23 protein-coding genes and 1 tRNA gene are annotated in these 25634 nt (G+C 57.7%); 13 read left to right on the top strand and 11 right to left on the bottom strand.

What is annotated here, in order from left to right; translation table 11 throughout:
- Positions 1–7: 7 nt before the first annotated feature.
- Entirely contained in the window at positions 8–928 is a 921-nt protein-coding gene (gene rocF / locus GLP52_RS04770) for an arginase (RefSeq protein WP_237273426.1), read from the bottom strand.
- A gap of 111 nt (positions 929–1039) precedes the next feature.
- Between rocF and GLP52_RS04765 the strand changes: the two genes are divergently transcribed.
- Positions 1040–1477 carry an Lrp/AsnC family transcriptional regulator gene (locus tag GLP52_RS04765; RefSeq protein WP_093732163.1) on the top strand — a complete coding sequence of 146 codons (438 nt, stop codon included), beginning with the start codon at positions 1040–1042 and terminating at the stop codon, positions 1475–1477.
- A 21-nt stretch (positions 1478–1498) separates the two neighbouring features.
- Here GLP52_RS04765 and GLP52_RS04760 read toward each other — a convergent pair whose 3' ends face one another.
- Both GLP52_RS04760 and GLP52_RS04755 read right to left on the bottom strand, forming a co-directional pair.
- Positions 1499–1966, bottom strand: a complete 468-nt coding sequence (locus tag GLP52_RS04760) for a disulfide bond formation protein B (RefSeq protein WP_093732164.1) — start codon at positions 1964–1966, stop codon at positions 1499–1501.
- Positions 1966–2544, bottom strand: a complete 579-nt coding sequence (locus tag GLP52_RS04755) for a YqaA family protein (RefSeq protein ID WP_237271690.1) — start codon at positions 2542–2544, stop codon at positions 1966–1968. The genes GLP52_RS04760 and GLP52_RS04755 overlap by 1 nt, the downstream gene beginning before the upstream one ends.
- Before the next feature lie 124 nt (positions 2545–2668).
- Between GLP52_RS04755 and GLP52_RS04750 the strand changes: the two genes are divergently transcribed.
- A tRNA-Leu gene (locus GLP52_RS04750) sits at positions 2669–2752 on the top strand.
- 1373 nt (positions 2753–4125) lie between these two features.
- Positions 4126–9606 carry a Hint domain-containing protein gene (locus GLP52_RS19455; protein ID WP_272903348.1) on the top strand — a complete coding sequence of 1827 codons (5481 nt, stop codon included), beginning with the start codon at positions 4126–4128 and terminating at the stop codon, positions 9604–9606.
- Positions 9607–9723: 117 nt separating this feature from the next.
- Here the strand turns inward: GLP52_RS19455 and GLP52_RS04730 are convergent, their stop codons facing one another.
- A complete protein-coding gene (locus GLP52_RS04730; RefSeq protein WP_237271688.1) occupies positions 9724–10326 on the bottom strand; it encodes a nucleotidyltransferase family protein in 603 nt (200 codons plus the stop codon).
- A gap of 174 nt (positions 10327–10500) precedes the next feature.
- Between GLP52_RS04730 and GLP52_RS04725 the strand changes: the two genes are divergently transcribed.
- Positions 10501–11868: a DUF2254 domain-containing protein gene (locus GLP52_RS04725; protein ID WP_093732168.1), complete on the top strand. Its 1368-nt coding sequence runs from the start codon at positions 10501–10503 to the stop codon at positions 11866–11868.
- A gap of 23 nt (positions 11869–11891) precedes the next feature.
- On the opposite strand, the gene GLP52_RS04720 is transcribed toward GLP52_RS04725, so the two are convergent.
- Positions 11892–13196 (bottom strand): HlyC/CorC family transporter, encoded by a 1305-nt coding sequence (locus GLP52_RS04720; protein ID WP_093732169.1) that lies wholly within the window; start codon positions 13194–13196, stop codon positions 11892–11894.
- A gap of 64 nt (positions 13197–13260) precedes the next feature.
- Between GLP52_RS04720 and GLP52_RS04715 the strand changes: the two genes are divergently transcribed.
- Entirely contained in the window at positions 13261–14088 is an 828-nt protein-coding gene (locus tag GLP52_RS04715; RefSeq protein WP_237272649.1) for a metallophosphoesterase family protein, read from the top strand.
- Here the strand turns inward: GLP52_RS04715 and GLP52_RS04710 are convergent.
- The 3 genes from GLP52_RS04710 to GLP52_RS04700 are packed head-to-tail and all read right to left on the bottom strand — an operon-like array spanning position 14025 to position 16713.
- The gene (locus GLP52_RS04710) at positions 14025–14999 is read right to left on the bottom strand and encodes a site-specific tyrosine recombinase XerD (protein ID WP_237271687.1); all 975 of its coding nucleotides are present in this window, start codon (positions 14997–14999) and stop codon (positions 14025–14027) included. The genes GLP52_RS04715 and GLP52_RS04710 overlap by 64 nt on opposite strands.
- On the bottom strand, positions 14999–16567 hold the full coding sequence (locus GLP52_RS04705; RefSeq protein ID WP_237271686.1) for a hypothetical protein: 1569 nt from the start codon (positions 16565–16567) through the stop codon (positions 14999–15001). Before GLP52_RS04705 ends, GLP52_RS04710 begins: the two co-directional genes overlap by 1 nt.
- On the bottom strand, positions 16564–16713 hold the full coding sequence (locus GLP52_RS04700) for a hypothetical protein (RefSeq protein ID WP_005853380.1): 150 nt from the start codon (positions 16711–16713) through the stop codon (positions 16564–16566). The genes GLP52_RS04705 and GLP52_RS04700 overlap by 4 nt, the downstream gene beginning before the upstream one ends.
- Before the next feature lie 80 nt (positions 16714–16793).
- Here GLP52_RS04700 and GLP52_RS04695 point away from each other — a divergent pair, with 80 nt between their 5' ends.
- Together GLP52_RS04695 and aroB are read left to right on the top strand one after the other, a co-directional pair.
- Positions 16794–17384 carry a shikimate kinase gene (locus tag GLP52_RS04695; protein ID WP_093732173.1) on the top strand — a complete coding sequence of 197 codons (591 nt, stop codon included), beginning with the start codon at positions 16794–16796 and terminating at the stop codon, positions 17382–17384.
- Positions 17384–18499 (top strand): 3-dehydroquinate synthase, encoded by a 1116-nt coding sequence (aroB, locus tag GLP52_RS04690; protein WP_237271685.1) that lies wholly within the window; start codon positions 17384–17386, stop codon positions 18497–18499. The genes GLP52_RS04695 and aroB overlap by 1 nt, the downstream gene beginning before the upstream one ends.
- Positions 18500–18585: 86 nt before the next feature.
- On the opposite strand, the gene GLP52_RS04685 is transcribed toward aroB, so the two are convergent.
- Complete coding sequence (locus tag GLP52_RS04685; protein ID WP_093732175.1) at positions 18586–19113, bottom strand: single-stranded DNA-binding protein; 528 nt, start codon at positions 19111–19113, stop codon at positions 18586–18588.
- A gap of 222 nt (positions 19114–19335) precedes the next feature.
- On the opposite strand from GLP52_RS04685, the gene GLP52_RS04680 reads away from it, so the two are divergent.
- Entirely contained in the window at positions 19336–19920 is a 585-nt protein-coding gene (locus GLP52_RS04680; protein ID WP_167354507.1) for a lytic transglycosylase domain-containing protein, read from the top strand.
- Positions 19921–20094: 174 nt separating this feature from the next.
- Entirely contained in the window at positions 20095–20622 is a 528-nt protein-coding gene (locus GLP52_RS04675) for a hypothetical protein (RefSeq protein WP_237271684.1), read from the top strand.
- A 110-nt stretch (positions 20623–20732) separates the two neighbouring features.
- Here GLP52_RS04675 and GLP52_RS04670 read toward each other — a convergent pair whose 3' ends face one another.
- Positions 20733–21521 (bottom strand): helix-turn-helix transcriptional regulator, encoded by a 789-nt coding sequence (locus GLP52_RS04670; protein ID WP_237271683.1) that lies wholly within the window; start codon positions 21519–21521, stop codon positions 20733–20735.
- A gap of 103 nt (positions 21522–21624) precedes the next feature.
- Complete coding sequence (miaA, locus tag GLP52_RS04665) at positions 21625–22515, bottom strand: tRNA (adenosine(37)-N6)-dimethylallyltransferase MiaA (RefSeq protein WP_237271682.1); 891 nt, start codon at positions 22513–22515, stop codon at positions 21625–21627.
- A gap of 99 nt (positions 22516–22614) precedes the next feature.
- Here miaA and pyrH point away from each other — a divergent pair, with 99 nt between their 5' ends.
- The 4 genes from pyrH (at position 22615) to GLP52_RS04645 (ending at position 25634) form a co-directional block, all read left to right on the top strand.
- Entirely contained in the window at positions 22615–23343 is a 729-nt protein-coding gene (pyrH, locus tag GLP52_RS04660) for a UMP kinase (RefSeq protein ID WP_093732179.1), read from the top strand.
- Positions 23344–23442: 99 nt separating this feature from the next.
- Complete coding sequence (gene frr, locus GLP52_RS04655; protein ID WP_093732180.1) at positions 23443–24006, top strand: ribosome recycling factor; 564 nt, start codon at positions 23443–23445, stop codon at positions 24004–24006.
- A 63-nt stretch (positions 24007–24069) separates the two neighbouring features.
- Positions 24070–24813: a polyprenyl diphosphate synthase gene (uppS, locus tag GLP52_RS04650; protein WP_237271681.1), complete on the top strand. Its 744-nt coding sequence runs from the start codon at positions 24070–24072 to the stop codon at positions 24811–24813.
- Between the two features lie 23 nt (positions 24814–24836).
- The gene (locus tag GLP52_RS04645; RefSeq protein ID WP_093732182.1) at positions 24837–25634 is read left to right on the top strand and encodes a phosphatidate cytidylyltransferase; all 798 of its coding nucleotides are present in this window, start codon (positions 24837–24839) and stop codon (positions 25632–25634) included.

Here is a 25634-nt window from a genome sequence, read left to right as displayed (position 1 = left end):
AGTCAAATCAATATGCACGGGTGGGGCGGTTGAAAACCCAGCGGCCAAAGGCAGAGGCAGCCAGATCAACCATCAGCTGCGCGGTGCGGCCCCGTTCATCAAGAAACGGGTTCAGTTCGACCAGATCAAGCGAGGTCATGAGCCCGCTGTCGTGCAGCATCTCCATGACAAGATGACCTTCGCGTACCGTCGCACCGCCAGGGACAGTTGTGCCAACAGCAGGTGCAACGGACGGATCAAGAAAATCCACGTCAAGCGAGACATGCAGCATCCCGTTCACGGCCGCGACCTTTTCGAGGAAGGTGTTCAGTGGCGTGGCGATCCCGGTTTCATCAATCTCGCGCATGTCGACGCGCTGGATGGTGGTTTCCTGCAACGCAGCTCGTTCCGCGGCGTCGACGGACCGCAGCCCGATGATCGCGATATTATCATGCGGCAGGGCATAGGGCAGAGCAGGGAACGCGTCGAAGCCTTCGCGGCCTGTGACATAGCCCAATGGCGTGCCATGCAGATTGCCGCTGTCGGTGCTTTCGGGCGTGTGGAAATCGCTATGGGCATCCAGCCAAAGCACAAACAGCGGACGGTCCTGCGCCTGCGCATGGCGCATCGCGCCCAGAACGGTGCCGGACGCCAGCGCATGATCGCCGCCCATGATGATGGGTGTGCCGTCTTGCAGGGCCGCTTGGGTGGCGTCAGCCAGACTATGAGTCCAAGCGATGGTCTCTTCAAGCGCGTGCAGCTTGGGGTGCTGACCGGGGGTGAACGCTGCGGGGGCCACGTTGCCGCGATCGGTGACATCATGGCCCAGATCGGTCAGGGCGCGTGCCAGTCCAGCTGTACGATATGCGTCGGGGCCCATCAAACAGCCCAAACGACGCTTGCCACTGTCCAGCGGCGCGCCAAGAAGAATGCAGTTTTGTCCAGTCATACAAGCGGTCCTTTATTCCGAGTTTCATGCAGATTATCTGGTTGGTATGATCAGCAACAATCAACTAAAGTGACCAAATCGGAGAATAATTATCCAATTTAGGCAAACACTATGGACAATACGGACGAAGCAATTTTGGCAGCCCTGCGCGATGACGCGCGAGCCTCGCTTTCTGATCTTGCCGCCGCCTTACGGTTGTCGCGCACAACGGTGCGTGCGCGACTGGCGCGCTTGCAACAAAACGGAGAAATTTTGGGGTTTACCGTCGTGACACGGTCGGATGTCAGGGCCGATCCCGTGCGCGGCTTGATGATGATCGAAATCGAAGGCCGCGGGACGGAACGTATCACGCGTACGCTTGCCGGCATGGCGCCGCTGCGCGCGGTGCATTCGACCAATGGGCGGTGGGATGTGATAGTTGAAATCGGGACCAAAACGCTCGAGGAATTTGACGAGGTTCTGGCCCGTATCCGCAAACTTGATGGGGTGGTCGCCAGCGAAACCAGCTTGTTGCTGAAGACTCGCAAGGCGGGGCAGGTCGCCGTTTAGCGCGGCGACCTGCCGGATATATTAGCGAGACCTGCGCGCCGCAGAGACCCAGAACGCCAGCAGTACGGCGCATGCGACGGCGTTCCATCCTGCCATGGAAAGCCCGAACAACTGCCAGACGATAGCGTCGCACATGACCAGACCGGAAGGCGCTGTTGTGGACAGCAGGTCGCTCCCGCTCATGGTGCCCAGATCCATGCCGCCACCGGTGCAGGACGACGGACCGGGCCAGTATTTCCATTCGACCCCCGCATGATAGACGCCGATGAGGCCAGTAATGGCCACCGAGAGGGCCCCAAGCCAGATCAATGCACGCGGCGCGCCGAATAGTACAATCACCCCGATGACAATCGCCGCGGCATGGGGCCAACGCTGCCAGAGACACATTTGGCACGGGGCGTAGCCGCCGATGTGCTGGAACCCAAAGGCCCCCAGTAACAGTGCCGCAGAGCCAAGCGTGGCGATCAAGACATAGAAGTTTCGGGTCATCACAGATACCTCAGTAGAAAGAAGCTGCCAAACAGCAGCACGACAAATACGGTAAACACCAATGGCAGGCGGCGTTCAATAAAGTCACGGATCGGTGCGCCAAATTTCCACAGCAGCCCCGCGACGATAAAGAAGCGCAGCGCACGCGCGAGGATAGAGGTGACGATAAAGGTCGCCAGCGGCATCCCTGTCCAGCCAGACATGATTGTGATCACCTTGTACGGGAAGGGCGTGATCCCTGCGCCAAGTACGGCCCAAAAACCGACATCATTAAACCGCGTCGAGAATTCAGCCATCGCGTTGCCTTTGCCGAGGCTGGCGAGGATCGGCTGTCCCAACTGTTCAAACGCGAGCGCCCCGATGGCATAGCCCAACATGCCGCCCAAAACCGACGCCACAAGCGCAACCCCTGCGATCAACCACGCCCGGCTGGGGCGCGCGAGGATCATCGGGATCATCAACACATCCGGTGGAATAGGAAAAACCGAGCTTTCGAGGAACGCGACAACCGCAAGCGCCCAAAGTGCGTGTGGATGGTTCGCCAGGCCAAGAACCCAGTCATAAAGCCGTCGGATCATACTGATTTCTCCGGTAAAGGTTGTCCGTCAACTGGCAACACCAGAACAATCGAACGGGGTCAAGCAAAAGCGGTAAAATTGCTCTTGCCGCGGGGCGCGTTGCACGGTAACAGACCCCCATTGTGCCCAAGTGGCGGAATGGTAGACGCAGGGGATTCAAAATCCCCCGCCGCGAGGCGTGCCGGTTCGAGTCCGGCCTTGGGTACCACCTTGTTTCGACAGGGTTTTCCGTGAAATAGAGTTTCGACCAGTGATGTGGTTTCGTATCGGACTGCTTTCGAGTCGCGCGTTCGTTCGACTTCTGTGCCGATGGTGGGATTGTGCTGGACTGGTACAACAATCGCAGTCTTAGCAGGCTGGTTGTCATGTCGCCTGAGGTCGATCCAATGGCCCTGCAAAGATAATTTTGCGTCAAAAATGATGTAATTATTGCTTTGCAGTCGGGAAATGCGGCTGTTCGATGCCGCTGCACGATCACAGTCTCGTATTGAAAACGGGCTGTTTTAAGGTGAATTTCCCGTATCGTTTGAGCCGTTGACTACTCTTTCGCCCAGCAGATGATTCGGACGTGTCAGCAAACACTACCTACATTTTTTGAAGAAATCCTCGCTGGTACACCCTATTGGTTCCATTCTGTGCTTTTTAGAAATGGCGCATATCGGTATAGTTGAATTTGTGGGCACGCGGTGCTTTCTGTATCAGATATCGAAACAATAAATATCTACTCCGGAACGATAGTTCGGTTCTCTATTATTTTTCGATATTTTCGGCAGTTGGATGAGTATCCGTTCAGATGAATTGGAAACAATGCACTACCTTTGCGTGTGCAGCCATTCATTTCATCCTGACGAAACATGACCGAAAAGTGGCGTATCAGCACTTTCTTGCCACTTTCCTCTTTCTACATAGCTGACCGAGGCGTATTTATGGGCCTGCCCAACTGGGGGGCAAAGTTTTTAGGTTTCGGGGGCGACCGCATTGAACGCGCAAGTTGTGCGGGGAAGATGTGTCGCTCGGCTCTTCGGAGATCGTTGGATACACCACTGTCGATTGCTCGGCAGAGGGCGGCCTTGTTTGGCTGTCTCTCCCTCCAGAACGGTAAAGTTCTTTGCGCGTCGTCAATGGCCGCGAAGCGTTGTTAGGGGGTTAGTGTTCGCCATTTTGCGATGGCCCGCCATATCGGTGGAAAACGGGAGAGACCGATGGGATCACATGTCTACCTAACGCGAAAGCCAGACCGGCTGGTTAAAGGCGAGGACGCAACGCTGCGTTGCGGCAGGCGCGCCGCTTTCGCCTTTTTTAAATCCCCAAACCGCCGCCGTCGGATCACGTCAAGAACACAAATGCCCCATACCCAGTTGATTACAAATTTAGACAATGGGCGCCGCGCTTATTGTCCTGCACCGCTACGCGCCCAGCCGTGGCGTAGCGGACAGGGCGGCACCGCGTCTGACATTAAATATCTCGCGCCTTTCTGGCGCACCACGAACTGATGAGCTTCGCCCGTGAACGGGCACATTACTATTTTGGGCTGACGGTACCCACCGCAGCGTGCCCGAACAAATTTTGGAGACGACTGATATGACCATCTTTTTGAACAAGCTATGGCTTTTTGGTAAAACCAGCACCGCCGAGGCCGAAAAAACGGCGACCGAGGCTCCGAGCGAGGGGCCGAACGGGATCGTGGATGGTAACCAACAAGACAACCTGATCGATGCCAGCTATACAGACGACCCCCATGGTGACCGCGTTGATGCAAATGATGCGGTGTTTGGCTATGCCAACAACGACGACATCATCCTTGCGCGCGGCGGGAACGATACCGTTAAGGCGGGTTTAGGCGATGACACAGTCGTGGCAGGGTCGGGCGATGATTTGGTCGAAGGTGGCAGCGGTGATGACATCCTGATCGGTGACGGTGCGACCAAGGGTACCTATGGCGACAACCGCGAGAGCTTCGAATGGTCCAAGGCACCAGATCCTTCCGGCGACGGGTCCGAGATCGATGACGATGATTCCCTCAAGGGCGGGTTCACCCAGAACACCGGTTCCGTCAATGTAACGTTCGATCTGAAAAGCTTCTCGCCCCATAATAATGCCTCGCAGGAATTCAGCGATCGTGACCAGTTTACCGGCAACATCGATAGCGGTTCCGAAGTAATCAACGACGAGAGCTCCTTTGAATCGCTGGCAAACTGCACCGGTGAGACGAAGTTCGAGCTCCGTTTCGATCAGGCCGTCGGCAACGTATCGTTCAACGTGAATGATATCGACAACAATGGTGCCGTTAAGGTTCTGGCCTATGATGCGTCAGGGAATATGATCGATGTCGACCTGATTGCGAACAGCAGCTCCAGCGGTGTGAAACTGACTGACAGCGATGGCAAATTCGGTGTCGATACCGCAACCAGCAAAGGTGGCGACGACTACCCCTCTGATAGCAAATATTCGGTTAACGTCTCGATCGACGGCCCCGTATCGCGCATTGAATTCATTCACACAGGTGCGACCAGCGGCAATTCAGGCGTGAACGTGACCGACGTGTTCTTTGACAGCCCCGTGGCCGCGCTGCCCGATGATGACGGCACCGTTGGCAACGACACTCTGGACGGCGGCGAAGGGGATGACATCATCTTTGGCGACAGCGCTGGCCTGACCAAGGCGGAGCCTGTGTCCAAAGGGGTCGATCCTGTAACAGGTGCAGATCACACTGTTTTGACGTGGGACTTGTCGAATGTCACCGTCGCTGGCGGCTCTAGCCCGTTCCGCGATAGCGATACCGGCACCAGCGATCTGGCGGGTAAATCATTTACTATTAACGATAATTCGGCCCCGGTAGCTGTTGGCGTCAAGGACGGGGACGACTCGTTGAATGACAACGATGGTACGCAGACCCTTGTTCAAACCACCAAGCTGAACGGCAACACCGAATACGCAGGGGATAAATTCATCCCCGAATATTCCTATGTTGTGCGTCCCTCGGACGCCGTGGATTCCTCGCAGGATGTGACCGTTTACGTGATGAACTTTGACGGTACGGATGCCGTCGGGATCGTGACAGACAAACCGCTTGAGGTTGGTAAATCCTATGATTTCGTCAGCCACAGCTCTGACCTGCCGTCGATCAAATACGACCACATTGCGAACACCTACACCACGCCCGGCGATGCGACATCGCCGACAGACGGGCTGGCCGGTGGCGACGATGTGCTGACCGGCGGTGCCGGTAATGACACGATCTTTGGCGAGGGTGGCAACGACGATATCGAAGGCAACGAAGGCGACGATTACCTCGAAGGTAACGGCGGCGATGACACCATTTCCGGTGGCAGCGGCAAGGATACGATCTACGGTGACAACAACACCGATGATGGATCATCTGGCGGCACGAAAGAGCGCGAGAGCTTTGAGTGGGACAAGGCACCTGACCCCCACGATACCTCTGCTGTCGACAATAATGACAATCTGGGTGGTGGCTTTGTTCAGGACACGGGCAACGTCAATGTGACCTTCTCGGTCACGGGCAGCAATAAAACACCCGAGACGACATTCTCGACGGACCAGCAAAAGGTGCATTCGATCACTGGCGACGGTCAGGCGACCAATGCCAACAGCTCTTTGGCCTCGCTGGCGAACCAGGATGGCGAGAGCGCGACATATCGTTTGGATTTCTCCAAGGATGTGACCAACATCAGCTTCCGCATCAATGACATTGATAACGCGTCGAAAGTCGTAATCGTGGCGGTTGGTCCCGATGGGACACGCACGCCGATCAAGGTCGATGCAGGCAGCGGCATCAATGCCCATAACCAAGACGGCGTTGGCGGTTACGAAACCCTGATCAGCGGCGGGGGTAATGGCCCCGATACCGATCCCGACCACTCTGCCTTGGTGAACATCGAAGGCCCGGTCGAATACCTCGAGATTACCCACACGATGGTTCAGAACCTTTCGGACGGCAATCACGCGGGCATCAACATCACCGACGTCTATTTTGACGCACCCGTAGGTAGCGTTGACGATGGCGCGGGCAATGACCTGTTGATGGGCGACGAGGGCGACGACTTTATCGACGGTGGCGCAGGCGACGACACGCTGTTTGGCGGCGATGACGACGATACGCTGATCGGCGGTGACGGGGATGACCAGCTGACCGGCGGCGAAGGCAAAGACAAGATCAGCGGTGGCGCAGGCAAGGATACCATCTTTGGCGGCAACTATGGCGATGAGGTCGACGGCGGCGCAGGCGGCTTCGATACAGACCCGGACTTGAATACCGACGATGACACGCTTGATCTGACTGGCCTCAATTTCCGCTTGCGTGATCTGGAACCAGATAGCAACGGCAATGGTCAGAACGGTACTGTTGACCTTTACAATGCCGATGGCAGCTCTGCTGGATCGTTCAAGTTCACCGAGATCGAACACATCATCGGCGAGGAGATGGCCGGTCCGGTTGATGGTCTGGACAGCGGCGAAACCATGCTGCCGGAATATACCGACGCGCAGGGGGACCAGATCGACGGTACCGACGGTGACAACGATACGATCTTTGGCAACGGCGGCGACGACACGATCGACAGCGGTCTTGGCGACGATACCGTTGACGGCGGGTCGGGCGACGACACCTTCACGCTGACTGATGGCATTGATAACGACGTTATCATCGGCGGCGAAAGCGGCGAAACCAACGGCGACGTGATCGACAGCACGGCAGTGGATGATGATCTGACAGTCACTTTCACAGGTGACGAGGAAGGGACACTCACCAACGGCTCGGGCAATACTGAGTTCTCGGAGATCGAGAAGCTCGAACTGGGTGGCGGTGATGACACGGTCACAGGCTCTGGCGGTGACGAACATGTCTTGACCGGCGACGGGAACGACGTGGTGAACGCCGGTAGCGGCGATGATACGATTGATGGTCAAGGCGGCGATGATACCATCGACGGTGGTGGCTATGATGACAGCCTGATCGGTGGCGAGGGCAGCGACTCCCTTGTTGGCGGATCGGGTGACGATGTGCTGATCGGCAACAATTCGGGTGTGATCGGCGTACCGGATGCTGACATCCCCCTCATTGACACGCCAAAAGATCAGGATACCAATCCCTACGATGATAGGGACACGTTGATTGGTGGACGCGGCAATGACACCATCGATGGCGGCGATGATGCCGACTATATCGACGGTGGCGCGGACGATGATTTAATCGAAGGCGGTGTCGACAATGACACGATCCTGGGCGGCGGCGGCAACGACACCATCACCGATATTCAAGGCGCGGACAGTATCCATGCTGGCGACGGCGATGATTATGTCAATGCGGGTACGGATACGTTCTCTGACTACAAGAATGACCAACCGTTCCTGATTAACCCGATTACCGGCGCGTCCTATCCGAACCCATTCTATGGTAAAGGCGATCCGAACACGGAAGATGGTCGCGACTTTGTCGATGGCGGTGACGGAAACGATACGATCCTTACTGGAGACGACGCGGACACGATCTATGGTGGCGCGGGCGAGGATTCTATTGACGCGGGCATTGACGACGACGAGGTGCACGGTGATGGGGGCGATGACTTTATCATCGGCGGTCATGGATCCGACAAGCTGTATGGTGACGCTGGCAATGATACGATCTATGGCGACTACGAGACCGGACCCAATCCCGGTTTCATCTCAGAAGAAGTAGACGCAACTGATCCGCAGCCGGATAACGGCAAGGATTACATCGAAGGCGGCGGCGGCAAAGACGTGATCTTTGGTGGCGACGACGAAGATACCATTCTTGGCGGTGCCGACGACGACTATATCGACGGCGGGATCGACAATGACAGCCTTGATGGCGGCAGAGGCAATGACACCATTCTGGGGGGGCAAGGCGACGACACCATCAACGGGGCGCAAGGCGACGATACAATCGACGGTGGCGACGGTGATGACGATATCTCGGGCGGCTTTGGCAACGACAGCATCGATGGCGGGGCTGGAAATGACACGATCGTTGGTGCGGCTGACAATGATACCCTCAACGGCGGTTCCGGCGACGATTCGCTGAACGGCGATGGCGGCAATGACCAGCTCTCGGGCGACGAGGGGAATGATTTCCTGTCCGGCGGCAGTGGCGATGACAGCCTGTTCGGCGGCGACGGTAACGACACGATCATCGGCGGCGCGGGCAACGACAGTATGCGCGGTGACGACGGTCGTGATACCTTCTCCGATGTGAATGGGGGCGACACCATTGCGGGCGGTAGCGGTGATGTCGAAACCGACTATGACGTCATTGACCTGCGTGGATCGTTGAACGGTGGGAAATATCGTCTTGAGAATATCACCGACGATACCGATGCAAATGACACAATCGATGACGGCAGCGATAACGACGGTATCGACGGCACGATTGTCTTCACGGATGCATCAGGCACCGAAACCGGCCGGTTGGACTTTACCAATATCGAAGAGATCATTCCCTGCTTTACACCGGGTACCTTGATCGCGACGCCCAAAGGCGAGCGTCGGGTCGAAGAACTGGAGGTCGGTGACCGTGTCATTACCCGCGACAATGGCATTCAGGAAATCCGCTGGGTTGGTGCGCGTGAAATGTCCGGTCATGAGCTGGCACGTAAGGTGCATCTGTTGCCGGTGCTAATCCGTCAGGGTGCTTTGGGGAACAACCTGCCCGAGCGAGACATGCTCGTCAGCCCCAACCACCGCGTTCTGGTGGCCAACGACAAAACGGCGCTTTATTTCGAAGAACGTGAAGTCCTCGTCGCGGCGAAACACCTCACTGGTCTTGAAGGCGTTGATATCGTCGAGACCTCGGGGACGACCTACATCCACATGATGTTCGACCAACACGAGGTGATCCTGTCCGACGGTACATGGACTGAAAGCTTCCAGCCGGGCGATATGAGCCTTGCAGGGGTGGGCAACGCGCAACGCAACGAGATTCTGGAGCTGTTCCCGGAACTGGCGACACGCGAAGGGGTGGACGGCTATGTCGCCGCGCGCCGCACGCTGAAAAAGCACGAAGCGAAACTTCTCACGAAGTAAGCGTCAGGCTGAATGCAGCAACATCCGTGTTCCCCACAAAAGGGGGTGCACGGCGATGAACGGGGCAGGAGACTGTCCCGTTTTGTCGTTTTTAGCTTTATCGTTGAAAGGCAGGGGTCAGCGAGCGGCGCGCCAAGCGGCCCAGGCTTCGGGCGTATCCAGATCCAGCCGCGCACGGTTCCCCGGTAGGGGCACGGTCAGCGTCTCTGCCTGTGCCTGTGCGATAATCTCTTTGGCGCCTGTATCACCGGACATCTGCAAAATGCGGTTGAAATGATACGCGGCAAACACCGTCGGATGTCCGGCTTTTCCATCAGAGGTCGCGCCGCGCCATATCGTATACTTCGTTTTTAAATCAACGGACTGCATCACATACCTAAGGTCACCTTCGGTGAGTTCCGGTAGATCGGCCAGCAGGATCATCGCAGCCAGAGAACTGCTCGGCAAGGCCGCAAACCCCGCGCGCAGCGATGCGTTTATCCCTTCCGCTGCGTCTGGCACCGGCAGCAGTGTGACATCCAAACCGCGCAGCAGATCATAGCGCGGATGGGGCGCGGGTGGCAGTGCTACGATCACTGCAGCCTTTGTTACAGCGCGTGCGATCCGTGCCTGCCGTCGCAAAAGCGGCTCAGCGTCAATCAGTTCTGTCAGCTTATCGCGCCCCCGCATCCGCGAGGATTGGCCCGCGGCCAGCAAGATGATGGGAATGTCGTCTCGCATCCGGAGTCCCTGATAAAAATAGTGTGGTGTCTAGAAGACGTAAGCCTATTCGCTGCCTCAACTTTTCATGCTAACCAGTATGAACCAGTCGGGTGACCTGCGTATTGAGTGTAAAAGCCAAGTGATCTGCGCGCAAGTTTAGGAAGCTCGGTAGCCCAAGCGCGGAATGTATATATGACACCTGAATTTTTAATTCCCTCGACGCTGATCCGTAAAGGCCGCGAATACAGCCGCAAACTTTGGGTGCGGGTTCTGATTATGGGGCTCTTGGCGGTGTTTTCTTTGTTGGTCAGCACGCTGATTGAAAGGTGGATACCACAGTCACTCGCGACATACCTGACGGGCAGTGCTGCAGACCGGCTTTTGTCGATTATTGCCAACGCGATGCTCGCGGTGACCACCTTTTCGCTAAGTGTTATGGTCACCGTGTATCGCAGCAGTTCCACGCAATGGACGCCGCGGGTGCACCGTCTGATCGTAAAGGACCGTACAACGCAGAACACTTTGGCGGTCTTCATCGGCGCCTATGTCTATGCGTTGATCGCGATTATCCTGCGCGAATTAGGGGTGTTCGACGATAAACGATCGTTTGTCTTGTTCATTATGACCGTGATTGTTCTGATCGTTATTGTGTTCAGTCTGATCCGCTGGGTGCTTCATCTGCAGTCCTTTGGCAGCTTGATCGATACGTCACGCCAGGTCGAAGAACAGACCCGGCAGACTTTCCGCGAGAGACTGCAGAACCCCTGCCTTGGGGCCAATGCGCTGACCGGTGATATTCCCGACAGTGCCGAACCGTTCACGGCCGACGAGAATGGCTATATCCAGCATCTCTACCCGGAAGCGTTGAACACCGTCGCGGCAAACCATGGGGTGAAAATATACTTTCGACGCAACATCGGTAGCTTTGTGTTCGTAAATGAACCGTTGATGATGATCGACCGCGTGGGCGACCCCATCGACGACGAACACACCGACGAAACCCTAAGCGCGGGGATCAAGGCTAGCGTTATCATCGGCGACCTGCGGACCTTTGACCAAGATCCCCGTTTTGGCCTGATCGTGATGGGAGAGGTCGCCTCAAAGGCGCTGTCACCTGGCGTAAACGATCCCGGCACCGCGATCGACATGATTACACGGATCGGGCGGGTTCTGACGGACTACGAGGACGAAACGTCACAAGAGAGAGACGAGGTTTTGGACCATATCTACGTCGAACCCCTAAAGGCGTCGGATCTGGTCCAAGACGCCTTTGGCGCGCTGGCGCGGGATGGCTGCACGGTCGTAGAGGTGCAGCAACGCCTGCAAACGACCTTGAACGGATTGATGCGCCACCCCGACAAGGGGCTGCGCGATGCGGCGCGTACTTCGGCTGAACGTCACCTGCGTCGGGCCCTCTATGCTATCGAGTTTGAACCGGACCGCGCACAATTGATGGAAAGCGCGAGCGATGCCGTGCGCGAGGCGGTCACAAAGACCTTGCGGCAGAGCCCGGAACAGGACGATGCACCTGAAATGGACAACGGCACAGATACAACCTAACGCCTCGGTGCGCCTCGCGCTAATCAGAGCGGACGGATTTTCAGCTGGGTAATGCGGTTACCGTCACGCGCCATGACTTCGAACCGGAACCCGTGGAAGGAAAATACCTGACTGGGCGTCGGGATCATCTGCGCTTCGTGAATCACCAGACCGGCGACGGTGTTTGCCTCATCATCAGGCAGGTCCCATTCTGTCGCGCGGTTCAGATCGCGGATGGTCATGGCCCCGTCGACGAAAAACTGCCCGTCTTCGGTCTTGGTGACCCCGTGATCTGCGTCTGGGTCAAACTCGTCAGTGATCTCGCCGACGATTTCTTCCAGAATGTCTTCGAGCGTGATTAGCCCTTGCAGCGATCCGTATTCATCTACCACGAGTGCAAAATGGGTACGCCGGCGGAGGAACTGGCGCATTTGTTCGTCAAGCGTAGACGTTTCTGGCACAAAATAGGGCTTCACCGCGATATCGGCGATTTTGAAAGACTTGAACGGCGCGTCGTCATCGGCATCATTGATATGCTCGTACATGGCCCGCAGCACGTCCTTGGCGTGGATCACACCAATGATGTTTTCTGGGTCGTCGCGGTAGACGGGCAGGCGGGTGTGATTGCTTTCAAGGATCTGTTCAAGGATCTGTGACGGGTCATTCGCGGCGTCGATCATCTCGATCCCCGACCGGTGGAGCATGACCTCTTCGACCATACGTTCTCGTAGGTCCAATGCCCCAAGAATACGATCGCGATCCTCTTTTTCGACCACACCTTCGGATCGGCCGATTTGCAGCGCACCAGCAATTTCTTCACGCACGGCAAGGATGTTACTGTCAGGGTCGATCGTCACGCCGAATAAACGCAAGATACCACGGACCAAAAAGCGGACAGCCGACACAACGGGGCTGAAGACCAACACCACCAGCGCAATGGGGCGCGACACAGCGGCTGCGGCGGTTTCTGCATTGGTGATCGCATAGGTCTTAGGCAGCACCTCGGCAAATATCAGCACAAGCAGGGTCATCACCAGCGTCGCCAGCGCCACACCGGATTCACCGAAGACACGCGTAAACAGCGCCGTCGCAAGCGAGGCTGCAAGAATGTTCACAAGATTGTTGCCCAGCAAGACAGAGCCAATCAGCCGCTCGTTATCTTCGGTGATCCGAAGCGCCCGTTCAGCACCCTTGGACCCTTTGTCTGCTTGCCCGCGCAGCTTGCCCCGCGATGCAGCCGTCAGCGCCGTTTCAGACCCCGAGAAGAAGCCGGAAAGCACCAGAAGAAACAAGATGATACCGCAGCTGATCCAAAATGCGCCGTCTAGGATTGCGGGGGCCGTGTCCATTTGTGATTATACCTTATCCGTTTGCTCTTAGGGTTATGGGCGTGTGTGCGGTTTCATTCAAGGGATGAGCAGGGTGAACCATCAAGATTTGGGACAATTGAACGGGCCGATTGTGCTGTTCGGCGGGCCATATTCGAACCTGCAGGCGCTTGAGGCGCTGTTTGAGCGTGCGCGGGCCTTAGGGGTTGGGCCGGAACGGATGATCTGCACCGGCGATGTGGTGGCCTATTGCGCTGACGCCTATGCGGTCAGCGAAAGGATGCGGTCCAGCGGTGTGCCTGTCGTCGCTGGAAACTGTGAAAAGCAACTCGCCGCCGGGGCGATGGATTGTGGCTGCGGGTTCGAGGACGGCAGCGCCTGTGATCTGCTGTCTGTCGGCTGGTACGGCTACGCCAGTGCGCGGATCTCTGACGTGCAGTGCAGATGGATGGGGCAGGCGCCCGACATCATTAGTTTTGTCCACGCCGGAAAACGCTATGCCGTGATCCACGGCGGGCACCATGATATCGCCCGCTTTATCTGGCCAGTCTCGTCCGAGGCGGTGTTCGACGAAGAATGGCAAGCGGTTGAACGCAGCATCGGGCCCATCGACAGGATCATTGCAGGGCATTGTGGTGTGCCATTTGAGCGCCAGACCCCGCGGGGGGCTTGGATTAACGCCGGTGTTATCGGTATGCCGCCCAATGACGGTGCGCCGCAGACCCGTTTTGCCGTATTGAACTCGGGACGGGTCACATTCCACACGCTTGACTATGACCACGTTGGCGCGGCGTCTGCGATGGAACAGGCTGGCTTAACGCAAGGATATCATAGTGCGCTACTGACAGGTTATTGGCCGTCTGAGGATGTCTTGCCGCCCGAATTGCGCCGCGCTGCCTTGGCAAGTGGGTGATTTTCCAGCACCAGCTCGGACAGGCGCGCCTCTAGCACGTGGGTGTAGATTTCGGTCGTAGCAACATCGGCGTGGCCGAGCATGGTCTGAATGGCCCGTAGATCTGCGCCGTTGGCCAACAGATGGGTGGCAAAAGCATGGCGCAACGTGTGGGGCGTGACCTTTGAGGGCTCTACGCCGGCGGCAAGCGCGAATTCCTTGATCAAAAGATAGAACCGGTGCCGCGTCAGGTATCCGCTACTGCCACGGCTGGGAAAGAGGTAGATCGACACGGGCTTGCCTTTGGCATGTGCCGCTTCCTCGGTCTTGTCGCGCTGCACCAGCCATTCCGCAAGCGCCTGTCGCGCCGGTTCAGACAGAGGTACCAACCGTTCCTTACCACCTTTGCCCATGATCAACAGCAATCGCGGGTCGCCCCGTGCGGCGCTGGCCTTGAGGCTGACAAGCTCGCTCACCCGCATGCCCGTGGCGTAAAGAAGCTCCATCAGGCAGGTGTTGCGCAACTGGTCCGACATGTTCCGGCCAGAATTATGCGCCGCGTCGAGCAGCAGGTCGACTTCGTATTCGGACAGCACTTTGGGCAGGCGTTTGTCTTGACCCGGTCCCGCAATCTGTATCGCGGGGTTATCTGTGCGCCAGCCTTCCTCGAAAGCAAAGCGGTACAGCTGTTTGATAGCCGATAGCCGTCGCGCACGGGTCGATTTGGCAAGGCCCTGCGCATCGCACCAGATCAAATAGGCTTCGATGTCCTTGCGGCCCAAAAGCGCGAAATCCAAGGAGCGGCGGGCAAGAAAACTGTCGAAATCCTTGAGGTCGCGACCATAGGCGAGCTGTGTATTCGTTGCAGCACCCAATTCAGCCGCTTGCGCCTCTAGAAAGGTCGATATCCAATGCAGCAGGTCAGTTTGCATCACTCACGTTCCAGCAAGGACGTCTGCAGTGCCGCACGGCGGGCCGCATCCTCTAGCCCTAGGGCACGCAGGGTAGAGATGGCATCGCGCAGGGCAGCCGTGTCCCCGCGGGCACCGTCTTCCAAAAGAGCAATTGTATGCAAAATGGCACTGCCCAGCTGACCGTTTTTCGCCAGTTCAACCAGCCCGCTGCGCGGCGTGGGGGTGCTGAATGCGCTCGCGATGCCCTGAGCATGGGGAATATCGGGGGTAGCGCTTGGGGCTTCGCCGCGTGCGATTTGCGCGAGAAAGGCGATCTCTGCCGATTGCGTATCACCCCCGGCGACCTGTTCGTATAGTGGCGAAAGAAGCAGGACACGATCGCGCAACGCAGCACTGGCACCGGTGAGTTTCATGCCCTGCAAACCTTCGGCATAGAGCGTGGCAAATGTCACCTCCGTCTCGGCCTGTTGCATAGCACGCCACGCAGGGCGAAGGGTTTTGGCAATCGCCTCTGGATTACCGGAGGACATGGCACTGTCGAACCGCTGCAAGGCGTCGACACGGTCCCAGATGCCGCCAGAAGCCGCGGGTTCGCGGTCGGTGTAGATGCCCAGAAACCGGTTATCGGGCAGGGCACCGATACGGGTCAGCCGTTCAGAGGCTTCCAGCTGCGCCTTCCACCCTGCGATGTCGCGCAGATCAGCGACGGCATAGGCGGGCGGTAGATTACGGGTCGGCTGCGGCTCTCCGATAGCTTCAAGCAGACGAAACTTGAGCGGGGTCATCTCGCGCGGGCCGGGCAACGGCGCGGCACCCTCGTAAAGGTCGGGATTGAGAAACCGGTCGAGCAGCAACAGATCATTCTCGGGCAGCAGCGCCAGCGCTTGGGCAGAGCCCAGGGTCAGCGACGCCGTGTCCCATTCCCCTGACCGCGCGGCGCACAGGATACGCACGCCGTAATCTGTGGTCAGAAAAGGTTTGTCTTTCAGGCGCAGACAGGCGCGATCCTCTGTGCCAAGCAACAGGCTAACCTGTATCCACAGATCAAAGTGAGCAACGGAGGTATCGACGCCGGCCTGTTCGATCAACGACATTGCCGGATCAAGGGCTGCGGCCTCCATCAAGGTACGCACGCGGGCGAGGGCGAGCGTATCGCCCTGCTTTGCGTCACCTTGCGGGGCGGTCGCTTGCGCAAGCAGTAGGGTAAACAGCAATGAATGGGCAACAGGCAGATGCAGCTCTGGCAAGCGGTCAAGCTGATGCGCGATATCCTCGGCGGTGCTGCCCACCCACAAATCCTGCGGCAGACCAGTGACCTTTGTTGGCACCAGTCCGATGGAACGTGGTCCGCCCTTGCCCAAGGGCCCAACGGTCACGGCGGGTGGCAGCGCGCTGCGCGCTACGGGGGCCTCTGCGGGCTTTACAGGGGGTTTGCGGCTGGGACGTGGCGGTTTGGGACGTTCACCCAGCCAGTCGATCACAGAAAGGGGCGCATCAGGTGCGTTCTGTGGCGCGGCTTGCGCGGCGGCACCAAGGGGCAGGGCAATCAGGCAAAAAACGCTTAGCTGCCTGACAAATAGGATCATTGCTGCTCCAACGTCACGGATTCGCGGATTTCAACCTGAGGGGGGGCAAAGTCCGCGCCAAAGAACGGCCCGACATAGGCATAGACCGCAAGGCCGATAAACCCGATAATTGCGAGGTAAATCAGAAACTTGATGAGTTTGCCCATGAATTCCGCCTGCTTTGTTCTGCATATTTTGACTATTCTATATATGGCCTTTTAGGCAAGATCACGTCATTCACACAAGAATGAGCGAAATTCAGCAATCCCCAGCCGATACGGCGCAAAACCCACCCCGGTACCACCTGAAAAAGACGGTTGTCATGGTCGGCATGATGGGCGCAGGTAAAACTGCGGTGGGTCGCGCTTTGGCCACTAAACTCGGTGTTCCGTTTGTGGACAGCGACCACGAAATCGAAGCCGCTGCCAATCTGACCGTGCCCGAGATCTTTGAACGCGACGGCGAAGCCTTCTTTCGCAAGCGCGAGACCGAAGTGATCTCGCGTCTACTCGATAAGGCACCGGGTATCCTGTCCACCGGCGGCGGGGCCTTTCTGGCAGAGGCCAACCGCGACAATATCTCGGCGCGTGGCCTGTCCGTCTGGCTGGACGCTGATCTTGACCTGCTGTGGAACCGCGTGAGGTATAAAACCTCGCGCCCGCTGTTGCGCACCGCAAACCCCCGCGGCACCCTGACCGAGCTTTTTGAAAAACGCGTGCCGATCTACCGGCTTGCGGATATGACCGTCGTCAGCACACCGGCGCTGTCGATTGATGCGATGGCGCAGCGCGTGGTGGATGCGCTGGCGGATCGCCCAGATGTACTTGAGGTGCTGTGATGCGAGAAACGGTTCATGTCGCCCTTGAGGGTCGCGAATATGACGTGGTTATCGGCCCTGATCTGTTGGCCGAGGCAGGCACACTGATTGCGCCTCTTTTACGGCGTAGACGTGTGGTGGTGGTCACTGACGAGACAGTCGCAGCACACCACCTTGATACGTTGCGCGCCGGTCTGTCGACCGCCGGCATTACGGTAGAGGCGCTGGCGCTGCCACCGGGTGAGAAGACAAAATGCTGGGCAGAGCTGACCCGCACTGTCGATTGGCTGATGGACCAGAAAGTCGAACGCAACGACATCGTTATCGCCTTTGGCGGCGGGGTGATTGGCGATCTTGTCGGCTTTGCCGCCGCGATCCTGCGCCGTGGCGTGCGGTTTGTGCAAATTCCGACATCACTGCTGGCACAGGTCGATAGCTCTGTCGGGGGCAAAACTGGAATCAACGTGTCGCAGGGCAAGAACCTTGTGGGCGCGTTTCACCAACCCTCACTGGTTTTGGCTGATACGGCCGTTCTGGGCACGCTAGAAACGCGTGATTTCCTTGCCGGCTATGGTGAGGTGGTCAAATACGGGCTGCTTGGCGACGCCGTTTTCTTTGACTGGCTCGAAGAAAATGCCCCCGCAATGGCGGCAGGCGATATGGCGCTGAGGGTCGAAGCGGTGCGGCGGTCGGTTCAGATGAAAGCCGATATCGTGCTACGCGACGAGAAAGAGCACGGCGATCGCGCGCTGTTGAACCTTGGTCACACTTTCTGTCACGCGCTAGAGGCGGCGACGGGCTACTCTGACCGGTTGTTGCACGGCGAGGGCGTGGCCATCGGGTGCGCGATGGCGTTCGAGCTTTCGGCAAGATTGGGGCTTTGTGCGCAAGAAGATCCCAGCCGCGTGCGTGCCCACTTGCGTACAATAGGAATGAAGACCGACCTGCGCGATATCGACGGCGATTTACCCGATGCAGATCATCTGGTGGATTTGATGGGGCAGGACAAAAAGGTCATCGACGGCAAGCTCCGCTTTATTCTTGCCCGCGGTATTGGCGAGGCTTTCGTAACAGCGGATGTGCCGCCCGACGCCGTTCGCAGGCTTTTGTCTGATGCTTTGGCCGAGCGCGGATAGCAAAGTGCAGATGCGCTGACCCTGCGGTCTGGATACAGAAAAGGCGGGGAATTCCCCGCCTTAACTATGTCTTGTACTGGATTGGCTTAGAACGGAATTTCGTCATCCAGATCGCGCGAAGAGCTGCGGCCGCCATCGTTGCCGCCGCCGGATGGGCCACTGTCGTAACCGCCGCCATAGCCACCTTGATCGGATGGGCCGCTGTCATAGCCCCCACCGCCGCCGCCATAGTTGCCACCACCGCCACCGGAACCACCACCGTCGCGGCCATCGAGCATGGTCAGCGTGCCGCCAAAGCCCTGCAACACGACCTCGGTGCTATATTTATCCTGACCGGACTGGTCCTGCCATTTGCGGGTTTGCAGCTGGCCTTCGATATACACCTTGGAGCCTTTTTTCAAATATTGCTCTGCGATGCGCACAAGCCCTTCCTGAAAGATTGCAACCGAATGCCATTCGGTTTTTTCGCGACGCTCGCCCGTGTTGCGGTCTTTCCATGTCTCGGAGGTAGCGATGCGCAGGTTGCACACTTTGCCGCCGTTCTGGAACGAGCGCACTTCGGGATCGCGTCCCAGATTGCCGATTAGGATCACTTTATTAACTGAGCCGGCCATGATGCCCCCATTTGCTGCAAGATTAAGAGCCACGCGCGAATCCCGCGCGCGCCTAGGATTGGCCGACGTTATACCTAGCAGGGTTTGCGATAAACAGGGGGGAGGCAGGATAATCGAAGCCGATTGCCCACGCTGATGTGAGCGGGATCATGAAAAAGCTGGCACGCGTGAGCGAGTTTGCTATGGTCTGCCGGAATTGAAGCTACGCGGAGCAAAGACAATATGCGAAATTTGCTAACGGCGGCGCTGTGCTGCTTTGCAGTGGGTCCAGCACCGGTTGCTGCTGACGTCTTTTCTTCTAAGAACCGGACCAAGCTTTTCGCGTCCCAGACCAAGATCTTGGACACGCGTGCTTCGAAACAATATGCGGCCTCGGTCCGGCTTCAGCCGCAGGGCGTGGTAACGCCGACCAAATGGGATACGCCAAAATACCGCGGCAAGTACAAGGGTGTCTACCTTGGTATGGCCCGCGAAGCCGCGATGCGCCACGGTATCCCGACAGACCTGTTCTTGCGTCTTGTGCAGCAAGAAAGCGGCTGGAACCCCACGGCAAAATCCCACAAGGGCGCGCTTGGTTTGGCACAACTGATGCCGGAAACAGCGCGTCATCTGCGTGTCGACCCGACCGATCCGTATCAGAACCTTGACGGAGGGGCGCGGTACCTCAAGCGGCAGTATCGGGCGTTTGGCTCGTGGAATTTGGCGCTGGCCGCATACAACGCCGGGCCCGGTGCAGTGAAAAAATACGGTGGTATCCCGCCCTATGCCGAAACCAAAAACTACGTTAAGGTCATTGCCGGCCTTTGATTGGGGGATCTAAGTTATTGAATTATAGGGCATAAAATATCTCGTGCGCTATTATTCGCCGTTCCGAGGCGGTGCCCATCGGAACCTAACTCTCAATTGCCGTGTTCCCTTTCCACAGCGTCAGCAGGTCGTCTTCTACGATCGGCGCGCATCAGAAAGATAAGGAGCATTCGCATGTTCAACTCAGTTAAATCGATCGCATTGGCGACAGGTGTAAGCCTCGCCGCACTGTCCTCCGCCGCGTTTGCGGACGAGCCCGTATCCTTCTCGGCAATTGACGTAGACTCGTCGATCAGCGCAGCGCAAGACGCGAATGCGATGGAATACTATCCACAGATCACCGACGATCTGAAAGCTGCCGTGGCTGCCCGTGTTCTGGGCAGCGATGACGCAAGCGACCCAACCATCAAAATTGACGTCCGCAAAGTGTCGCTGGATGGTGCCACGATGCTGAACGACGGCCAAGAGTTCAACGAGCTTGAGGGTGTCGTAGATATCTCATCGCCTAATGGTTCGATCGGCGCGTTGAGCTTCCCCGTGAATATTGCAGCCTATGCGGTGGATCAGGTCGTGCCCGAGGGCTACGTCGCAGTGACGCCAACTGAAGGTGTATTCTACGATGTCATGATTAACGGGTTTGCCGATGAGGTGGCCGAACAGGTCGGCAATCTGAACACCGCAGGTAGCGGCGTCAGCAAATAAGCCACCCTGCCTCGATCAGGCGAAAACGGCCATCGCGAGAGCGGTGGCCGTTTTTTCCGTTCTGCGAGCAGCGGACGAAAGACTGGAATTCGGGCTATGCGTGCATCACCTCAAGCAGTCTCTGCGCGAAGTCGTGATGGGGTGCTGCCGGTATGCTGTTGTATAAAGCGCGTGAAATAAGCCGCCGAGCCAAAGCCCAAATGCCGCGCGATATCCTGTGCGGGGTGTTGTGTTGAGCCAAGCAGGTGCCGCGCCTCGTGCAGGACGCGTTCGGTCAGTATATCTGCTGCGGTTCGTCCCGTTGCGGATTTTACCGCACGAGACAGGTGAGTCGGCGTGACCTCAAGCGTTTCAGCGTAGTGCGACATCGGCGCGCCGCTGCGATAGCGTTCAGAGACAAGCCGGCAGAATCGCGCGCTCAACCGTGCCCCTGCATTGGGTCGGTTGGGAATGTGTTCGTCCTGCAATATCTGCCGCCGTAACCAGACCGACATAAGCGCGGCTTGCGCCTCCAGGGCGTCGTGGAAAAGCGGCCGTTTGGTTTGTTGCTCGCGCTGCGCGGCCTCGATCAGGCCAGTGAGTTCTGTCTGCGCCTGAACATCACGTATACGAAGATGGCGTGGCATCTGCGGCAGCCGTAAGTCCGAGCCTTCAGGGATCACAACCGCCTGACCGATACCCTGTCGCCCCAGATCAAGCGCGAAAAGCGCGCCGGCGGGGATGAACACGGCGTTATGCGCCCCAAGGCCACGGCGCTGCCCGTCAAGCTGCAACAGACCTTGGCCGCGCGTAATCCAGATTAGTATATTTGCCGGCCGATCGTGGCACAGATGCACGCGCCAGTCTTGCCCTTGGGACAGTTGCGCGAGTGTCAGCAGTTCGATCATGTTCGCAGTCATTGCATGGCCCTAGCGGCATAAGACAAGTGAATACGAAGGTTATACAGAGATAGGTAAAGATAAAGGCAGAAAAGGATAATTATGCTGGTTCGACGGCTCTGTGTCATCCTGGCACATAGTGTAGCCAGTCCGCTGTGTTTCGGCGCAACCATGTGCGTTGCCGCTTGGCATACTGGCGGGTTGCGATGATGGCCTCTTGCCGTGCCTCTTCAAGCGACAGCGCACCGTCAAGATAGCGCATCAACTCGGGCACGCCAATGGCGCGATGCGCGGGCAGGGTCGGGTCATAGACGGGACGTACGGCAGCGACCTCGTCCAAAGCGCCTTGGTCCAGCATTTGGTCAAAACGGCGGATGATCCTGTCGTTCAACCAGTCTTTCGATGCGCTGACCGCGATGGCCTGACATCGATCCATCGGCAAGGTCGGCGGAGGCGTCGCGTCCTGCCACGCGGCCAGCCCGCGTCCTGTGGTTTGCTGCACCTCCCACGCGCGCTGCACCCGCATCGGGTTCTGCAGGTCGATCCGGCTGGCTGTCACGTCATCAAGCGTGTCGATCATGGTCGCGCGGGTCATCGTGTTGCCGATCTTGCGCACGCTGTCGGGGGTCGGGGGTATATCCACCAGTCCTTTGGTCAGCGCAGCAAAGTAAAGCCCGGTACCGCCCACGATAATCGGACGTGCCGGTTGCTGCAGAACCTCGGTAACCTCACGCAGCCAGTGACCGACGGAATAGGGGTCGTGGGCCGCGACATGTCCGTACATAAGATGCGGGGCCAACGCCTCTTCGTCGGCAGGCGGGCGGGCAGAGATGACACGCCAGCAGTCGTAAACCTGACTGGCATCCGCGTTCACGATCACGCCGCCTTGTTCTTGCGCAATCGCCAGTGCCAGCGCCGATTTACCCGACGCCGTGGGCCCCGCGATAAGCACAGGCTGCGCGGGGTTCATGCGGGATACGACGTCTAAAACGCGCGATAGCGGGGCTTCTGGCATTTCTTTGCGTGAACCTCTGACGGAGCATTGAATGTTTGCGCTATTTGCGACATTTTACGGCGCAATGAAAACCCCTCCCATACCCCGAAAGGTGCCCCCATGCCCGAGAGCCAGTCAAAAGTAACATTCAAGCGGGTTATGCTGAAAATCTCAGGCGAAGCATTGATGGGCGATCAGGGGTTTGGCCTGCATCCGCCAACGGTGCAACGCATCGCGAACGAGGTCAAATCGGTTCATGACCTTGGCGTCGAAATTTGTATGGTCATCGGCGGCGGCAACATCTTTCGCGGTCTGCAAGGGTCTGCTCAAGGGATGGAACGCACGACCGCTGATTACATGGGAATGCTGGCCACAGTGATGAACGCGCTGGCGATGCAATCGGCGCTCGAAGAACTGGGGATCCACACGCGGGTTATCTCGGCGATCACCATGAACGAAGTGGCCGAGCCCTACATTCGTCGCCGCGCTGTGCGCCACCTTGAGAAAAAGCGTGTTTGCATCTTTGCCGCCGGCACTGGCAACCCTTATTTCACCACCGATACAGCCGCAACGCTACGCGCCAATGAAATGGCCTGCGAAGCGATTTTTAAAGGCACTAAGGTCGATGGCGTCTATGATAAAGACCCCGCGAAGCACGCCGATGCCGTGCGCTATGACGATGTGACCTATGACGATGTCTTGCAAAAGCGCCTTGGAGTAATGGACGCCTCTGCCATCGCCTTGGCACGCGACAATAGCCTGCCGATCATCGTCTTCTCGCTGGACGAGCCTGGAGGGTTTAAGGGGATTCTCGCGGGCGAGGGGACGTATACACGGGTGCAGGGTTAACGCCCAACCTGCGATAGATGCGTGCCTCTCTATACAAGAGGGGCACGATCGCGTTATATCGGTTCAAATTTAGATAGTTACAAAACCACCGGGGACATCATGTCAGACGATTTTATGCTGGACACAGACGATCTTGAGCGGCGCATGAACGGCGCAATTGCGTCGTTGCGTACCGAATTTGCCTCCCTTCGCACAGGCCGCGCGTCCGCCTCCATGCTGGAGCCGGTGATGGTCGATGCCTACGGCAGCAGCACGCCGATCAACCAAGTGGGTACCGTCAACGTACCCGAACCCCGGATGGTCACCATCAACGTGTGGGACAAGGGTCTGGTCAGCAAAGTCGAAAAAGCGATCCGTGAATCCGGTCTGGGGATCAACCCTCAGCTGAACGGCACCATCATTATGCTGCCGATCCCCGAGCTGAACGAAGAGCGCCGGACACAGCTGACCAAGGTTGCTGGTCAATATGCCGAAAGCGCACGCGTTTCGATCCGCAACGTGCGCCGCGATGGCATGGACCAGATCAAGAAAGCCAAGGCCGACGGCATGTCCGAAGACGACCAGAAAGTCTGGGAAGGTGAAGTTCAGGACATGACCAACAAGTTCATCGGCCTCATCGACGAGCAGCTTGAGACGAAACAAGCAGAGATCATGCAGGTTTAAGCGGATCTCACGATGTGCGTTGCCTTCGGTTTTGCGCATCGGCCTGCTGCTCGATAAGGATACATGATGCCTGCTGCGACCGACCAGACCACCCAGCTTGTCCCAGGGGCACCGCGCCATGTTGCAATCATCATGGACGGAAATGGCCGTTGGGCAACCCAGCGGGGGCGTCCACGTCTGTTCGGGCATCACGCCGGCGCCAAACGTGTGCGAGAGATCGTCGAGGCCTGCCCCGATTTCGGCGTCGAATATCTGACGATCTTTGCGTTTTCGACTGAAAATTGGAAGCGGACACAAGTCGAAGTTGCGGGCCTCATGAGCCTGTTTCGCCGTTATATTACCAAAGAAACCAGAGCGTTAAAGGCCAAGGGTGTGCGGGTGCGCTTTATCGGGGACCGTGTGCGTCTGGACGCCAAGCTGGTTAAGCTGATGAACATGCTCGAAGCGGAAACTGCTGAAAATACGTTGACCCATTTGACAATTGCCCTGAACTACGGTGGCCGCGACGAGGTCGCGCGGGCCACGCAGCGTCTGGCGCAGGATGTGGCGTCGGGCCTGCTACACCCCGATGACGTAGACGAAGAAACGCTGCCACGCTATCTGGATACCCACGTGTTGCCGGACCCCGATCTGGTGATCCGCACCAGTGGCGAGGCGCGCATTTCGAATTTTCTGCTGTGGCAATCGGCGTATGCTGAATATGAATTCATTGATACGCTTTGGCCGGACTTTACCAAGGCGGAGTTCGGACATCTTTGCGCGGCCTACGGCAATCGCGACCGGCGCTTTGGCGCTGTGTCCTCATGATCGCACGACGAAAGGAAATCACTATGACGACACCTTCATCGGAGCGTTGGTCCGACCTCACGGCGCGCGTTGGTTCAGCGCTGGCGATGATCGTCGTCGGTTTGGGCGGCATCTATCTGGGCGGGCCCGTATTTCACGTTCTGGTCGCACTGATTTGCGGTGTGATGGCGTGGGAACTGGTGGGCATGTTAAACCCGTCAAACCGCGGTGCACGCATGCAAATGGGGCTATTGGTAGGGGCGGCATCGCTTGCGTCCATTTACCTGCCCGTTGGGTTTGCTTTGCCAGTCTTGCTCGCACCAGCGCTGGTGGGCTTTGGGCAGCTCGAAAAACACCGCACCATCTTTATGTGTTTCACCGTGATGATCATGCTGGCGGGCTTTGGCCTGACGCAGGTGCGCGATGATTATGGCTTTGGCTGGCTGATGTGGCTGGTGCTGGTTGTGGTGATCACCGACGTTGTCGGTTATTTCGCTGGTCGCGCCATTGGCGGGCCAAAGTTCTGGCCCAAGGTCAGCCCTAAAAAGACATGGTCGGGCACTGCCGCTGGCTGGATCGGCGCGGCGGCCGTGGGTTTCTTGTTTTCGATCAATACAGGTGTCGGCTTACAGCTTGTGGGCGTGTCGATTGCGATGTCGATGGCGTCGCAGATGGGCGATATTGCTGAATCCGGTATGAAACGTCGCTTGGGCGTCAAGGACAGCTCTAACCTGATCCCGGGTCACGGTGGGCTGCTGGACCGGTTCGACGGCATGTTGGGCGCAGCACTTTTTCTGCTGATCATCGGCCAATTCCTAACTATTACACCCGCGCTCAGCTGA

It is taken from the genome of Sulfitobacter sp. M22, assembly GCF_021736025.1.
GTDB classification, from domain to species: domain Bacteria; phylum Pseudomonadota; class Alphaproteobacteria; order Rhodobacterales; family Rhodobacteraceae; genus Sulfitobacter; species Sulfitobacter litoralis.
Note: the sequence above shows the minus strand (reverse complement) of the source record. Positions and strands in the feature narration are given on the sequence as shown.

Excerpts from the sequence above, each read along its gene's own strand:
- uppS (WP_237271681.1), top strand. The coding sequence starts at position 24,070 with ATGATGCCTGCTGCGACCGACCAGACCACCCAGCTTGTCCCAGGGGCA.
- GLP52_RS04675 (WP_237271684.1), top strand. The coding sequence starts at position 20,095 with ATGTTCAACTCAGTTAAATCGATCGCATTGGCGACAGGTGTAAGCCTC.
- GLP52_RS04720 (WP_093732169.1), bottom strand. The coding sequence starts at position 13,196 with ATGGACACGGCCCCCGCAATCCTAGACGGCGCATTTTGGATCAGCTGC.
- pyrH (WP_093732179.1), top strand. The coding sequence starts at position 22,615 with ATGCCCGAGAGCCAGTCAAAAGTAACATTCAAGCGGGTTATGCTGAAA.
- GLP52_RS04730 (WP_237271688.1), bottom strand. The coding sequence starts at position 10,326 with ATGCGAGACGACATTCCCATCATCTTGCTGGCCGCGGGCCAATCCTCG.
- GLP52_RS04645 (WP_093732182.1), top strand. The coding sequence starts at position 24,837 with ATGACGACACCTTCATCGGAGCGTTGGTCCGACCTCACGGCGCGCGTT.
- miaA (WP_237271682.1), bottom strand. The coding sequence starts at position 22,515 with ATGCCAGAAGCCCCGCTATCGCGCGTTTTAGACGTCGTATCCCGCATG.
- GLP52_RS04670 (WP_237271683.1), bottom strand. The coding sequence starts at position 21,521 with ATGACTGCGAACATGATCGAACTGCTGACACTCGCGCAACTGTCCCAA.
- GLP52_RS04765 (WP_093732163.1), top strand. The coding sequence starts at position 1,040 with ATGGACAATACGGACGAAGCAATTTTGGCAGCCCTGCGCGATGACGCG.
- GLP52_RS04705 (WP_237271686.1), bottom strand. The coding sequence starts at position 16,567 with ATGATCCTATTTGTCAGGCAGCTAAGCGTTTTTTGCCTGATTGCCCTG.
- GLP52_RS04760 (WP_093732164.1), bottom strand. The coding sequence starts at position 1,966 with ATGACCCGAAACTTCTATGTCTTGATCGCCACGCTTGGCTCTGCGGCA.
- GLP52_RS04710 (WP_237271687.1), bottom strand. The coding sequence starts at position 14,999 with ATGCAAACTGACCTGCTGCATTGGATATCGACCTTTCTAGAGGCGCAA.
- GLP52_RS04715 (WP_237272649.1), top strand. The coding sequence starts at position 13,261 with ATGAGCAGGGTGAACCATCAAGATTTGGGACAATTGAACGGGCCGATT.
- GLP52_RS04725 (WP_093732168.1), top strand. The coding sequence starts at position 10,501 with ATGACACCTGAATTTTTAATTCCCTCGACGCTGATCCGTAAAGGCCGC.
- rocF (WP_237273426.1), bottom strand. The coding sequence starts at position 928 with ATGACTGGACAAAACTGCATTCTTCTTGGCGCGCCGCTGGACAGTGGC.
- GLP52_RS04755 (WP_237271690.1), bottom strand. The coding sequence starts at position 2,544 with ATGATCCGACGGCTTTATGACTGGGTTCTTGGCCTGGCGAACCATCCA.
- aroB (WP_237271685.1), top strand. The coding sequence starts at position 17,384 with ATGCGAGAAACGGTTCATGTCGCCCTTGAGGGTCGCGAATATGACGTG.
- GLP52_RS04680 (WP_167354507.1), top strand. The coding sequence starts at position 19,336 with ATGCGAAATTTGCTAACGGCGGCGCTGTGCTGCTTTGCAGTGGGTCCA.
- GLP52_RS04695 (WP_093732173.1), top strand. The coding sequence starts at position 16,794 with ATGAGCGAAATTCAGCAATCCCCAGCCGATACGGCGCAAAACCCACCC.
- frr (WP_093732180.1), top strand. The coding sequence starts at position 23,443 with ATGTCAGACGATTTTATGCTGGACACAGACGATCTTGAGCGGCGCATG.
- GLP52_RS04700 (WP_005853380.1), bottom strand. The coding sequence starts at position 16,713 with ATGGGCAAACTCATCAAGTTTCTGATTTACCTCGCAATTATCGGGTTT.
- GLP52_RS19455 (WP_272903348.1), top strand. The coding sequence starts at position 4,126 with ATGACCATCTTTTTGAACAAGCTATGGCTTTTTGGTAAAACCAGCACC.
- GLP52_RS04685 (WP_093732175.1), bottom strand. The coding sequence starts at position 19,113 with ATGGCCGGCTCAGTTAATAAAGTGATCCTAATCGGCAATCTGGGACGC.